4 protein-coding genes are annotated in these 14577 nt (G+C 71.2%); all 4 read left to right on the top strand.

The genetic code is table 11. The annotated features are described in order from the left end of the window. The first annotated feature begins 11 nt into the window (after window positions 1-11). Window positions 12-8468, top strand: coding sequence for an SDR family NAD(P)-dependent oxidoreductase (locus tag ACFVUT_RS35675; protein ID WP_389671120.1), 8457 nt, complete (start codon window positions 12-14; stop codon window positions 8466-8468). Window positions 8469-8480: 12 nt separating this feature from the next. Further along, window positions 8481-11351, top strand: coding sequence for an aminotransferase class III-fold pyridoxal phosphate-dependent enzyme (locus ACFVUT_RS35670; protein ID WP_389660018.1), 2871 nt, complete (start codon window positions 8481-8483; stop codon window positions 11349-11351). Window positions 11352-11418: 67 nt separating this feature from the next. Further along, a complete protein-coding gene (locus ACFVUT_RS35665; RefSeq protein ID WP_389660015.1) occupies window positions 11419-12930 on the top strand; it encodes an MFS transporter in 1512 nt (503 codons plus the stop codon). Window positions 12931-13206: 276 nt separating this feature from the next. Then, the gene (locus ACFVUT_RS35660; RefSeq protein WP_389660012.1) at window positions 13207-14409 is read left to right on the top strand and encodes an acyl-CoA dehydrogenase family protein; all 1203 of its coding nucleotides are present in this window, start codon (window positions 13207-13209) and stop codon (window positions 14407-14409) included. Window positions 14410-14577: the final 168 nt, after the last annotated feature.

Below are 14577 nucleotides of genomic sequence, written 5' to 3'. Positions count from 1 at the left end.
CGTTGAGGGATGTGGTGTTCGGTGGGGAGGGGTTGGATGAGACGGGGTGGACGCAGCCGGGGCTGTTCGCGGTCGAGGTGGCGATGTTCCGTTTGTTGGAGTCGTGGGGGGTGGTGCCGGACTTTGTGACGGGGCATTCGGTGGGTGAGCTGGCTGCGGCTCATGTGGCGGGGGTGTTGTCGTTGGGGGATGCGTGTCGGGTGGTGGCGGCGCGGGGGCGGTTGATGCAGGCGCTTCCGGCGGGTGGGGCGATGGTGGCGGTGCAGGCGGCTGAGGATGAGGTGGTGGAGTTGTTGCGGGGGCGGGAGGAGTGGGTGGGGATTGCGGCGGTCAATGGTCCGTCGTCGGTGGTGGTGTCGGGGGTTGAGGATGTGGTGGTTGCGGTTGCTGGGGAGTTGCGGGAGCGGGGGCGTAAGACGAATCGGCTGGCGGTGAGTCATGCGTTTCATTCGCCGTTGATGGATCCGGTTCTTGGGGAGTTCGGTGCGGTGGTGGGGTCGGTGGAGTTGGCCGAGCCTGTCATTGCGATGGCGGCGGGTGCGGGTGAGGTGTGTTCGGTCGGGTACTGGACGGATCACATTCGTCAGCCGGTGCGGTTCGCGGATCATGTGAGCAGGTTGCGGGAGCTGGGGGTGACCCGGTTCCTGGAGATCGGGCCCGATGGTGTGCTCACGGCGATGGGTGCGCAGAGTGTGGATGATGCGTCGTTCGTGGCGTTGCAGCGTCGTGATCAGCCTCAGGTCCGTACGGCGGTCACCGCGTTGGCGCATCTTCATGTCCTGGGGCACACCGTCGACTGGACGAAGTTGTTCACCGGGACCACGGCGTCCCTCGTCGACCTGCCCACCTACCCCTTCCAACACCAGCACTATTGGCTGGAGGAGTCGTCGTCGGGCGGCGTCGTCTCGGCAGGGCAGACGGCCGCGAGCCACCCGATGCTGGACGCGGTGGTGCGCGTCGCCGGCGCCGACGAGGTGGTGTTCACCGGCCGGCTCTCGGCACGGACGCACGCCTGGATCACCGAGCACGAGCTGGGCGGCGTGGCCCTGGTACCGGGCACCGCGCTGCTCGACATGGCGATCTGGGCCGGTGACGAGGCCGGCTGCGGCGGCGTCGCCGAGATGGTCGTCACCGCCCCGCTGACCGTCCCCGAAACGGGCGGAGTGCGGGTCCAGGTCGTGGTGAAGGAGCCGCAGGACACCGGGCACCGGCCGTTCGCGATCCACTCCTGCCAGGAGACCGGCGAGGAGTGGACCTGCCACGCCACCGGCGTGCTCGCACCCACGGCCCCGGAGCCGCGTTTCGACCTGATCGAATGGCCGCCGGCCGGCGCCCAGCCCATGGCGACGGACGGGTTCTACGACCGGCTCGCGGACCACGGCTACGTCTACGGCCCGATGTTCCGCGGACTGCGGACGCTCTGGCGCCGTGACGGGGCCGACGGCGCCGAGTTCTTCGCCGAGGTGGCGCTGCCGGAGCACACGGACACCGCGCGGTTCGGCATCCATCCCGCCCTGTTCGACGCGGCCATCCACCCGCGGGTCGTCGCCGCGATCGCCGACGCGGGCGACGACTTCACGCTGCTGCTGCCGTTCGTGTGGAACGGGATCAGCCTCTACGCCACCGGCGCGACCTCGCTGCGGGTCCGGGTGGTCCTCGGCAGGGAGACCGAGGGAGCGACCTCCTGCCAGGTCCAGCTCGCCGACGAGACGGGACAACCGGTCGCCGAGGTGCAGTCGGTGGAGGCGCGCCCGGTGGCGGCCGGGCGGCCGGCCGTACGGGACGAGACGGCCGGATCGCTGTTCGGCGTGGACTGGATCCCGGTCGAGACGACCCCCACCGAGCCGACCGGGCAGTGGGCCCTGCTCGGCACCCCCGACCCGGCCGTCGGCGAGGCGCTGGCGGTCGAACGCCGCGAGACCCTGGCGGAGGCGGCCGGCGCCGACGTGCTGCTCGCCGTCTACACCGGACAGCCGGGCGACGAGGTCGTCGCACCGGTGCACGACACGGTCAACGAGGCGCTGGACCTGGTGCGGGAGTGGCTGGCCGACGACCGGTTCCTGTCGAGCCGCCTCGTCGCCGTGACCCGCGGCGCGGTGGTGACCGACCAGGACAATGCCGCCCCGGACCTGGTGGGTGCCGCGGTGTGGGGTCTGCTGCGGTCCGCGCAGTCGGAGCACCCCGACCGGATCGTGCTGGCGGACGTCGACGACGACCCGGCCTCCCTCCTCGTCCTCCCCGCGGTGCTGGAGGCGGGCCACGACCAGGTCGCGGTACGCGCCGGCACGGTGACCGTGCCACGCGTGGTGTCGCGGCCCGCCGCGGACACGGCAGGTCCGGAACTGGCGCCTGACGGGACGGTCCTGGTGACCGGTGGTACGGGTGCGCTGGGCGCCCTGTTCGCCCGGCACCTGGTCACCGAGTACGGCGTCCGCAACCTGCTCCTGACCAGCCGGCGCGGCCCGGACGCCCCCGGAGCCGACGACCTGGCCGAAGAACTCACCGCACTCGGCGCCACCGTACGCACCGCCGCCTGCGACGTCGCCGACCGCACCGCACTCACCACCCTGCTCGACTCCATCCCGGCACACCACCCACTCACCGGCATCGTGCACACCGCCGGCGTCATCGACGACGGCATCGTCACCGCACTCACCCCCGACCGCGTCACCTCCGTCCTGCGCCCCAAGGCCGACGCCGCATGGCACCTGCACGAACTCACCCGCGATCAGCCACTCGCGATGTTCGTGCTGTTCTCCTCACTGGCCGGAACGATGGGCAACTCGGGTCAGGCGAACTACTCGGCGGCCAACCACTTCCTCGACGCACTCGCCCAGTACCGCCGCGCCCACGGCCTCCCCGCCGTCTCGCTGGGCTGGGGCCTGTGGTCCGCCGAGGGCGGCATGCAGACCGGCGTCACCGCCGGCGGGAACGACCACCTGCGGCACACGGGTATGCGGCCCCTCTCCGCGGAGGCCGGGGTGGCGCTGTTCGACCGGGCGCTGGCCTCGGACCGCCCGGTGGCCCTGCCGGCGTGGCTCGACCTGCGGGCGCTGAGGTCCGGGTCGGCTCCGGTCCCGCCGATGCTGCGCACCCTGGTCGGCCGTCCGGTCCGCCGCGTGGTCCGGCAGGGTGCGGGAGACCAGCGGGCCCTGGCCGACCGGCTGGCCGCGCTGCCCCCGAACGAGCGGCACGAGCAGATCACCGACCTGGTGCGGACCGAGGTGGCCGCCGTGCTCCGGTTCGGCGCGGGTGAACGGGTCAGCGAGAACGTGCCGTTGCGAGAGCTGGGCTTCGACTCACTGACCGCGGTCGAACTGCGGAACCAGCTGTCCGCCACCACCGGCCTCCGGTTGTCGCCCGGGGTGGTGTTCGACTATCCGACGGTCTCGGCGCTCGCGGAGCACCTGCTGGCCGAGCTGAGCGGCGACCTGCCCGCGCACGCCACGGCTGTCGCCGCGACGGTCCCCGGCCCCGGAGGTGAGAACGAGCCCATCGCGATCGTCGGGATGGCGTGCCGCTTCCCCGGCGGGGCCACCACGCCCGAGGAGCTGTGGCGACTGGTCGCCGACGGGGTGGACGCGATAGCGGACATGCCCGACGACCGCGGCTGGGACATCGAGCGGCTCTGGGATCCGGATCCGGACAAGCCGGGCACGTTCTATCCGCGGGAGGGTGGATTCTTCTACGACGCGGACCGGTTCGACGCCGGATTCTTCGGGATCTCGCCCCGTGAGGCCCTGGCGATGGACCCGCAGCAGCGGCTCCTGCTGGAGACCTCGTGGGAAGCACTGGAGAGCGGCGGAATCGACCCGCTGTCGCTGCGGGGCACCAGCACGGGCGTCTACACCGGGCTCACCGCGCAGGAGTACGGGGCCGGAGCCGACGCGGCCGAAGAGGGATATCTGCTGACCGGCTCCACGACGTCCTTCGGTTCCGGCCGGATCTCCTACGTCCTCGGGCTGGAGGGCCCGACGATGTCCATCGACACGGCGTGCTCGTCGGTGCTGGTGTCGGTGCACCTCGCCGCGAACGCGGTGCGCAGCGGCGAATGCTCCCTGGCACTCGCGGGCGGCGCGACGGTGATGGCGCAGCCCATCGGGTTCGTCGAGTTCTCCCGGCAGCGGACGCTCTCGCCCGACGGCAGGTCGAAGGCGTTCGACGAGTCCGCGGACGGCACCGGATGGTCGGAGGGCGTGGGCCTGTTCGTGCTGGAGCGGCTGTCCGACGCCCGTAGGAACGGGCACCCGGTGCACGCCGTGATCCGCGGCAGCGCGGTCAATTCCGACGGCGCGTCCAACGGCATGACCGCTCCGAACGGCCCGTCGCAGCAGCGCGTCATCCGGCAGGCGCTGGCGAACGCCGGCCTCGCACCGTCCGAAGTGGACCTCGTGGAGGCGCACGGGACCGGCACCCGGCTCGGCGACCCGATCGAGGCCGAGGCCCTGATGGCGACCTACGGCCGCGACCGGCCCGCGGACCAGCCGATCTGGCTGGGATCGGTGAAGTCCAACATCGGACACACCCAGCACGCCGCCGGAGCCGGCGGGCTGATCAAGGCGGTCATGGCCATGCGGCACGGCCTGATGCCGAAGACGCTGCACGTGACACAGCCGACGTCCGCCGTCGACTGGTCGTCGGGTGCCGTGGAACTGCTGACCGAGGCCCGCCCGTGGCCGGAGCTGGACCGGCCGCGCCGGTCCGCCGTGTCCGCGTTCGGGATGAGCGGCACCAACGCGCACGTCATCCTGGAGCAGGCCCCCGACGAGTCGGCCGGCACCCCGGCCGGGGCCGGGGTGTCCCTCCCGGCTCTGCCGTGGGTGCTGTCGGCCAAGTCGCCCCAGGCGCTGCGTGCGCAGGCCACCCGCCTGCTGTCCCTGGTGGACTCCGACACCGCGCCCGACCCGCTCGATGTCGGGTTCTCGCTGGCGGCCAGGTCGGTGTTCGACTACCGCGCGGTGCTCGTCACCGAAGGCGGCGAGGAGGCGCTGACCGGACTGCGCGCGATCGCCGGGGGTGACGCACCCGCCGCCCTGGACGGCCGGACCGCGTACCTGTTCACCCGCCGGTCCGCGGACGGCCCCGAACACGACCTGTACGAGGCGTCGCCGGTGTACGCCAAGGCGTTCGACGAGATCCTGGCCGAGTTCGGCGAGCAGGGCGAGGACGTGACCCTGTTCGCCGCCGAGGTGGCGCTGTTCCGCCTCGTCGAGTCCTGGGGCGTCGTGTTCGGCTGCGTCGCCGGGACCGGCGTCGGCGAGGTCGCCGCCGCGTACGTCGCGGGGGCGCTCTCGTCGGCCGACGCCGGCCGGCTGCTGACGGCCGCAGACCCGGCCGGGGTGGCGTTCACCGAACCGCGTTTCCCGGTGGTGTCGTTGCGCACCGGCCTGCCGCTCACCGCCGACGACCCGCTGGGGTCCGCGGGATCCGAGGGGATCGCCGCAGCCGAGCGGTGGATGGGCGAGCAGCGCGTGACCCGGTTCGCCGAGTCGGGTTCCCGGCGGGTGCTTGAGCGTTCGGTGCTCCTGCTCCAGGAGGACCGGCCGCCGATCCGCACCGTGCTCGAAGGCGTGGGGGACCTGTTCGTCGCCGGGGCGGCCGTCGACTGGGCGGCCGTGTTCACCGGAACCGGGGCCGGCCGCACGGACCTGCCCACGTACCCGTTCCAGCGCGACCGGTACTGGGCGGCCGAGTCCGGTGACACCGGGAGCCTCGGCCTCGACTCCGCGGAGCACGCCCTGCTCGGCGCGGCGGTCCCGGTGGCGGGCCGGGACGAGCTGGTCTTCACCAGCCGTCTGTCGCTCGCGACCCACCCCTGGCTGGCGGACCACGTCGTCGCCGACGTGCCGGTGCTCTCCGGGCCGGCCCTGGTGGAGCTGGCGATCCGGGCCGGCGACGTGACTGCCTGCCCGGTGCTGGCCGAACTCACCGTCACCGAGCCGCTCGTGGTGCCCGACCAGGGTGCCGTGCAGCTCCAGGTCGTGACCGGTGCCCCCGGCGAGAGCGGGCGGCGAACGGTGGGGATCTACACCCGGCCCGCCGACATCCCGGGCGCGGACGACGCACTGCGGGAGTGGACCTGCCACGCCACCGGCGTGCTGGCCCCCGCGGCCGGTCTGCCGGAGGTCGATCCGACCGCGTGGCCGACGGCCGGAGCCGGGGCGCTGGACTGGGCGTACGAGGACCTCGCCGACGCGGGCCACCGCTACGGCGCGGTGTTCCAGGGCCTGGAATCGGTGGTGCGCCGAGGTGACGAGCTGTTCGCCGAGGTCCGCCTGCCCGAACGGGCGGCGGCCGACACCGGCGGGTTCGGGATCCACCCGGCCCTGCTGGACGCCGCCGTGCAGCCGCTGCTGATCGGCGGCCCCCGGAGCACGTCGGACGGTACGACCCGGCTGCCCCTCGCCTGGGAGGGCGTCGCCCTGCACGCCACCGAGGCGACGGCTCTGCGCGTGCGCCTGGCCCCGGCCGGACCGGAGGCGTTCCGCCTGGAGGCGGTCGACGAGGCCGGGCTGCCGGTGCTGGTGGCCGACGCGGTGCGCCTGGCCCCGGTGACCCTGAAACCGAGGGACGGCGCGGCGTCCGCGCCCGCCGGTACGGCCTCGCTGTTCGCACTGCGATGGATCCCGGTCGAGCCGGTGGACGACGACGAGCCGGAGAGCCTGCTCGCCCTGCTCGGCGACGGCACCGGCGGCCTCGACGCGGTGGCGCCGCTGCGGTTCGGCGACATCGAGGAGGCGGCGGCGTCCTACACCCCGTGGGACGTCCTGCTGACCCGGCCGTCCCGGCCGGGCACGGCCGGTGACCAGGTGGCCGAGGTGCACCGCGCCGTGGAACGGGCGCTCGGCACGGCGCAGTCCTGGCTGGCCCAGGAGGACCTGCCCGACAACCGCCTGGTCGTGGTGACCAGGGGCGCGATGGCCGTCGAGCCGGAGGACGACGTCCGCGACCCGGCCGGCGCCGCGGTGTGGGGCCTGCTGCGGTCGGCCCAGGCGGAGAACCCCGACCGGATCGTGCTGGTCGACCTGGACGACGACCCGGCCTCGGCCGAGGCGCTGTTCCTGGCGGCCCAGGCGCGGGAGCCCCAACTGGCCATCCGGGCGGGCCGCATGCTCGCGCCGCGGCTCGTGCCGTCGACCGCGCCGGACGCGGTGCCGGCGGCACCGGCGGAAGGCGGCACCGTGCTCGTCACCGGTGCCCACGAACCGCTGGGCGCCCTGTTCGCCAGGCACCTGGTCACCGCGTACGGGGTGGAGCACCTGGTGCTCGCCCACCCGCAGGGCCAGGACGCGCCCGCCGCGCTGCTGCGGGGCGAGCTGACCGGTCTCGGCGCGACGGTCACGGTGGCCTCCTGCGACCTGGCCGACCGGTCGGCCGTGCGCGGAATGCTCGCGGACATCCCCGCCGGCCACCCGCTGACCGGGATCGTGCACACCGAGAACGTCCTGGACGACGGCGTGTTCACCGGGCTGACCGCGGAGCGCGTCGCGGACGTCCTGCGGCCCAAGGTGGACGGGGCATGGCACCTGCACGAGCTGACCGCGGACGCCCCGCCCGCACTGTTCGTGCTGTTCTCCTCGGTGGTCGGCATGCTCGGCAGCCCGGGGCAGGCCAACTTCGCCTCGGCGAACGCGTATCTGGACGCGCTGGCCACGCATCGCCGGGCCGGAGGACGCCCCGCGGTGTCGATGGCGTGGGGACGGATGGTCGAGAGCGGGCAGTCCGGCCTGCGGGTGATCGCCGAGGACGAGGCGCGCGAACTGTTCGACGCCGCGCTCGCCACCGGGCACGCCGTGGTCGCACCGGCCCCGCTCGACCTGACGGTGCTGCGCCGCGACGCCACGCAGGTCCCGGCGGTGCTGCGCGGACTGGTGCCCCGCGGTGAGCGCCGGAAGGCGAGCGCCGACCTGCCGGCCAACCGGTTCGCGGAGATGAGCAGGGCCGAGGCCGAGACGTACCTGCGTGACCTGGTACGTGCCGAGGCGGCCGGGGTACTCGGCCACGCGACGCCGGAGAACCTCCAGTGGGAGGTGTCCTTCCGGGACTCCGGATTCGACTCGCTGTCCGCCGTGCAGTTCCGCAACCGGCTGGGTGAGCAGACCGGCCTCACCCTGCCGACCACGCTGGTGTTCGACTACGCCTCACCCGGCGCGCTGGTGGACCACCTGCTCGAACGGCTCGACCTCACCGACGGGGTCAGCCACCGTTCCGCACTGGCCGAACTGGACAAGCTGGAGGCCGTCCTGATGGCCGTCCCGGTCGACCACGCGGACGACAAGGACTCCGGGCCGGAGATCACGGCCCGGCTCAACGCCATCCTCTCCCGCTGGAACAAGGCCTGGACCGACGCACGGCCCGACGCGGCCCCCGGCACCAGTGGGACGGACCTGGCCGACGCGACCGAGAACGAGGTCCTGGACTTCATCGACAGGGAACTGGGCCGCTCTTCCGTCAACCCGCACCGCTGAACACCAGGAGACATGGTGAACGCACCCATCCGATACGCCGAAGCCCTACTGACCGGAATGCTCGGCACCTTCGGCCTGGACGTCGAGTACGTCCGGGCTGAGAAGAACAGCCTGTACTACCTGGACGACACCGGTGCGGAGGTGCCGGTGCTCGACCTGGTCGGCGGCTGGGGCTCGCTGATGCTCGGACACAACCACCCGGAGATCGTGGCCTACGCGAAGGAACTGCTGGACGCCGGCTGGCCGGTGCACTCGCAGCATTCCTCGCATCCGGTCGCCGATCAGGTCGGCGCGGTGCTGAACGGGATACTCGGCCGTGAGTTCCCCGGGGCCGAGCCGTACTCGATCACCTTCGCCAACAGTGGCGCGGAGGCGGTCGAAGCGGCCGTCAAGCACTGCGAGTTCGACCGCGTGCTGCGGATGAAGTCCCTGTTCGAAGAGATCGAGTGGCACGTCGACGTGGCGCTGAACGCGGTGCGCGACGGGTCCGCGGCACTGCCGGACGACACGTCCCTGCTGCCCGGCGACGTTCCGGTGCCGACGAACACCGAGGAGTTCGCGGCGCTGATCGGCGCGCTGGCCGGGCACAACTTCGCGAAGGCGGGCACCAGCCCGGTGTTCTTCGCGCTGGAGCGGGCGTTCCACGGAAAGCTCGTCGGCAGCACCCAGTTCACCTACAACCAGACGTTCCGGGGGGCGTTCGCGTCGCTCGGGCCGACGGTGAAGTTCGTGTCGCCGAACGACGCGTCGGCGTTCGAGGACATCGTCTCCGAGGAAGGGGTCACCGTCCTCGACGTCCAGGTCGTGGACGGCAGGGTCACGCTCGTCGAGCGCCCCTTCCCGGTCGTCGCCGGCCTGATCGTCGAGCCGATCCAGGGCGAGGGCGGGATCCACGAGCTGACCGCCGAGTTCGCCGCCCGCATCCGGCAGATCTGCGACGAGATCGAGTGCCCGATCGTCGTCGACGAGATCCAGACCGGGATGGGGCGGACCGGGAAGTTCTTCGCGAGCTCCCACATCGGGCTGCTCGGCGACTACTACGTGCTGGGCAAGTCGCTCGGCGGCGGTATCGGCAAGACCTCCGCCATGCTCGTCCGGCAGTCGCGCTACCGCCCGGAGTTCGAGCTGGTGCACAGCTCGACCTTCGCCAAGGACGGCTTCTCCACGGCCATCGCCCTGCGGACACTCAATCTCCTCGAAGACGGGGACGGGGCCGCCTACGACCGTGCCGCGGAACGCGGCGAGCGCATCATCGGCATGCTGCGCGAACTGGCCGCCGAGTACCCGGACGTCGTGGCCGACGTCCGCGGCAAGGGGCTGCTCATCGGAATCGACTTCGCCGACCAGAGCAACGCCTCCTCCCCGATCATCCGGGAGAAGGCGCTCGCCGGCCTGCTCGTCTTCCAACTGGGCAGCTATCTGCAGCTGGCCCACCACATCCGCACCGGCCCGACGGCGAGCGTGCCGACCATGCTGCGGATCGAGCCGTCGATCTACATCAGCGACGAGGAGATCGACCAGCTGCGGGCCGGCCTCACCCAGGTCTGCCGGATCCTGCGCCACCAGGACGCGTTGCCGCTCGTCCACCCGTTGACCGGTGCCGCACAGGAGCAGTTGCCGCGCACGGAGACCAAGGACTTCCGACCGGCCGCGGACGACGCGGACGAGCCGGCCGGCGCGGGCGAGCCGGCCACCCGGAAGGTCGGGCTGGTCAGCTACCCCCTGACCCCCGACATGCTGCGGGAGTTCGACCCGTCGCTCGCCGACCTGGACGACGACCGCCTGTTCGCCTACGCCCGGCGGTCCGAACTGCTCAAGGACCTGTCGGCGTTCGCGCCGGTCCGTTTCGATTCGCCGCAGGGCACGTCGGTGGACCTCACCGTCTACCCGCTGCTGGTGACCCAGCAGCAGCTGAGGGAGTACCAGGTCTCCGGGCAGACCTTCCTGATCGGCCTGGACCTCGACCGCCGGGTGCGCGCGGCGAAGGCGGACGGCTGCGACACCGTCGGCCTCGGTTTCGGCCTCGGTGCGGTGAGCGGTCACGGCCGGGCACTTCGGGTTCCCGGCGTCAGGGTGACCACGGGCAGCGCGCTGGCGGCCGGCTCGGCCCTGGCCGCCGTCGAGGCCGCCGCGACCGAACGCTTCGGTGGGCTCGACGGGTTGACGGTGGCGGTCGTCGGCGGTGGCGGGCACATCGGGTCGGCCATCGGCGCGTTGAGCGCCGGACAGGCCGCCAAGATCGTTCTGGTGGGGAGCGGCCGGGAAGGTTCGGCCGAGCGGCTCCGGGCCACGGAGCACCGGATCTACCAGGAGGCGTGGACGCGGATCGCGGCCGGCGGTGAACTGACCGGCATCGCGGCGGCGCTGTCCACCGAACCGCTCGTCACCGGGTGGCTGGCCGACGGGCGCTCGGGCGACGAGCCGAGTGGCGAGGCCGTCGCCGCATATCTCGACGAGGCATATGACATCAACCCGTTCGTCGTCGTGACCGACGATCTTTTGTCGGTGGCGAATGCACAGGTGGTGTTCACGGCACATTCGAGCGCCGTTCCGGTGCTTGACGAAAAACATCTCGCCGACGGCGCTGTCATCGGTGACTTGTCCTTCTTCGGTACGGGCGCCGAGTCGGCAGCAGTCACTTCTCGCGATGATCTCCGCTACGTGCGGTGCGGTGTACTTTCCATAAGTAATCACGGTATTCTGCCACGTGGCGTCAGCGCCTCACTGAGTGCGGGTGAATTGTTGGCAGGGGTGGCGGAAGTAATCACTCTCGCGTTGTCCGGAGGCGGCGGATCGATCGGCGACGACACTCTCACCCGTGAGCGGGTGGACGTGATGGTCGAACTCGCCAAGCAGCACGGATTCGAGACAATTTCCACCTGACGCCTGCCGGACACAGTTTGCCGGACCATCGCCCGATGGTCCGGTCTGATCAACAGAGGGTAAGGGAATGCCAGAGTCAGCAGATTCCGAGTCGAAGGTGGCGGCGGAGGGCGCGCCCGACCTCCACTACGTCAACCGCTGGCGGATCCTAGCGGTCATCGGCGTCGCGCAGTTAACAATCTTCCTCGACACGACGGTGGTCAATATCGCGCTGCCGTCGGCGCAGGCGGACCTCGGGTTCGGCGACGGGGACCGGCAGTGGATCGTCACCGCCTACGCCCTTGCCTTCGGTAGCCTGCTGCTGCTCGGCGGCAGAATCGTCGACCTCATCGGCGCCAAGCGGTCGTTGATGATCTCGATCGTCGGTTTCGGTGCCATGTCGGTGCTGGGTGGCGCGGCCAACGGCTTCGCCCTGCTGGTGACGGCACGCGCGCTCCAGGGTGCGTTCGCCGCACTCGTCGCGCCCGCAGCGCTGTCGTTCCTGCTGACCGCGTTCAAGGACCCGAAGGAACGGGTCAAGGCGTTCGGGGTCTACGGCGCGCTGGGCAGTGGTGGACTCGCGCTCGGCCTCGTTCTCGGTGGCGCGTTGACCGACTGGCTGGACTGGCGCTGGTGCCTGTACGTCAACGTGATCTTCACGGCGGCCGTCTTCGTCGGCGCGTTCCTGACGATGCAGAACCGGCAGTCCGCAAACCGTGCGGAGAAGCTCGACCTGCCCGGTACGGTGACGGCCTCCGTCGGCCTGTTCTGCCTCGCCTACGGTCTGTCCAACGCCGACGACGGCGACTGGGGCGGCGTCGACGTGTGGGGCTTCCTCCTCGGGAGTGCGGTCCTGCTGGTCGCGTTCGTGCTGTTCGAGCTGCGCTCGCAGAACCCGCTGCTGCCCATCCGGATCGTCCTGCACCGCAACAGGGGCAGCGCGTATCTGGGGATGTTCCTGCTGGGCATCGGGCTGTTCGTACAGTTCCTGTTCCTGACCTACTACCTCCAGTTGGTCCTTGAGTTCTCGGCGATCGAGAGCGGCCTGGCCTTCCTGCCGATGATCGTCGGCATCGGGATCGGCGCGACCACCATCCCGCCGGCGCTGGAACCGAAGCTCGGGACGCGCGTCCTGATCCCGGCCGGCCTCGTGCTGGCCGCGGTGGGGTCGTTCTGGCTCAGCCGGCTCACCACCGACAGCTCGTACGCCGCCGGCATCCTGGCCCCGTCGTTCATCGCCGGCATCGGCTTCGGGCTGGTCATCTCGCTGGGCGCCGCCGTCGCCACGATCGGGGTCGAGCCCCAGGACGCCGGTGCCGCGTCGGCGCTGGTCAACACCGTGCAGCAGGTGGGCGGTTCGATCGGCACCGCGCTGCTCAGCACCCTGGCGATCACCGCGGCGGACTCGTTCGTCAAGGGCAAGACGCCCACCCCGCAACTGGCCGCCGAGGCCGCCGTGGAGAGCTACACGACGGCGTTCTTCTGGGGCGCCATGGTCTTCCTGGCCGGGGCGGTCGTCTGCGGTGTGCTGTTCGACCGCTACGTGACGGCGCAGGCCGACCCGGAGGTCGGTGAAGCGGCCACCGTGCCCAGCGTCTGATCCGTCGCTCCGCGGCGGTGCGGGTCGGCCGGGTGGTCGGTGAGGAGTTCACCGTGCCCGGCGGCTGCGCCGTGCCCCGCAGCGGCAGCGTCCGACCGGAAACCGGTCGTCGGCCGGTACTCGGAGTTGGTTCCGAGTACCAGCGCGGCGGCCGGTTTTTGGGTGCTCGACGCTGGGCCGGATCGGCCGGAGCCGATTGACTCCACCGTGAGACGTGGTGCGGTCAGCCCTCCCCGATCGGGGTCGGCCTACGCCCCACAACTGAAGGAGGATTCAGTGACAGCAGTGACCAGTGAGCGGGCGGAAGAGGCGGCCGGACCGGCGGTCGACCCGGCGGAGCTCGTGAAGCGTGCCCGCGAGCTTGCTCCACTGATCCGCGAGAACGCGGTGAAGACCGAGCAGGACCGCAGGCTCGCGGAGGAGGTCGTGGTCGCGCTGCGGGAGGCAGGGCTGTTCCGGCTCACGACGCCGACCCGGTTCGGCGGTTACGACCTGGGGATGTCGGATCTGCTCTCGATCATCGTCGAGGTCGGCAAGGCGTGCGGCTCGGCCGGCTGGAACCTGTCCATCGACACCGCGTCGACGCGGTTCGCCCTGGACGGCATGCCGGAGAGCGCGCTGTCGGACGTGTTCGGGGACAACCCCGACGCGTACGTCATCTCCACGGCCCACCTCAGCACCACCAAGGCGGCGCGCGCCGAGGGCGGGTTCCGGGTGACCGGCACGTTCCCGTGGAGCTCGGGCTGCGAGATAGCGGACTGGGCCTACGTCCCCGTCGTGCAGATCCACGAGGACGGCAAGGAGACCACGGACCTCGTGGGCTTCGTCGCGCCCATGAGCGACCTGAAGATCGAGCGGACCTGGCACTCGGCCGGTCTGTCCGGTTCCGGCACCCACACGGTCGTGGTCGACGACCTGTTCGTCCCGGAGCACCGGGCGGTCGCGTTCAGCTTCGCGGACCTGGTGGGTGAGGACCAGCGTGACTCCATGCTGATCCAGGGCAGCGCGCAGTCGCTCGCCGCGATCGTGGGAGCGGCGCTGGGCGCGGTGGAGGTCACCAGGCAGACGCTGGACAAGAAGCGGCCCATCACGTACGTCAACTACGAGGCGGCCTCCGACGCGCCGTCGGTGCAGATGTGGTTCGCCGAGGCCACGCACCTCATCGAGACCGCCCACTTGCACCTGGTGGAGGTCGGCAAGAGCCTCGACGGCAAGTCGGAGACCGACACGATGCCGTGGGCGGAGCGTGCGCGGATCCGTATGCACGAGAGGTCCGCTCAGGAGAAGTCGCGGGCGGGTGTGGAGAAGCTGCTCGACGTTGTCGGGGGCAGTGCGTTCGCCCTGTCGAACCCGCTGCAGCGCCTCTGGCGTGATATCGCGGTGATGAGCCGGCACAACGCTCTGAACGCGCCGATCATTCTTGAGGACTACAGCCGTGCGCTGCTGGATGTTCACCCGGCAGTGACCCTCCTTTACTGAGACTCCGGGCCATTCCCATTCGGTGTGGCCATTCGTCTCCGTACCCCATGCGTCGGTATTGCTCGGCAGCCGGGATAATTCGGTGGCTGCCAAGCAATACCGATGCGCCTTTTTGTTTGCGAATCATTATTCGGCCGGTCCTCGTTGTCATCGGCCACCAGATTTCCT

The sequence above is a fragment of the Streptomyces sp. NPDC058051 genome (genome assembly GCF_042885475.1).
GTDB lineage: Bacteria > Actinomycetota > Actinomycetes > Streptomycetales > Streptomycetaceae > Streptomyces.
Note: the sequence above shows the minus strand (reverse complement) of the source record. Positions and strands in the feature narration are given on the sequence as shown.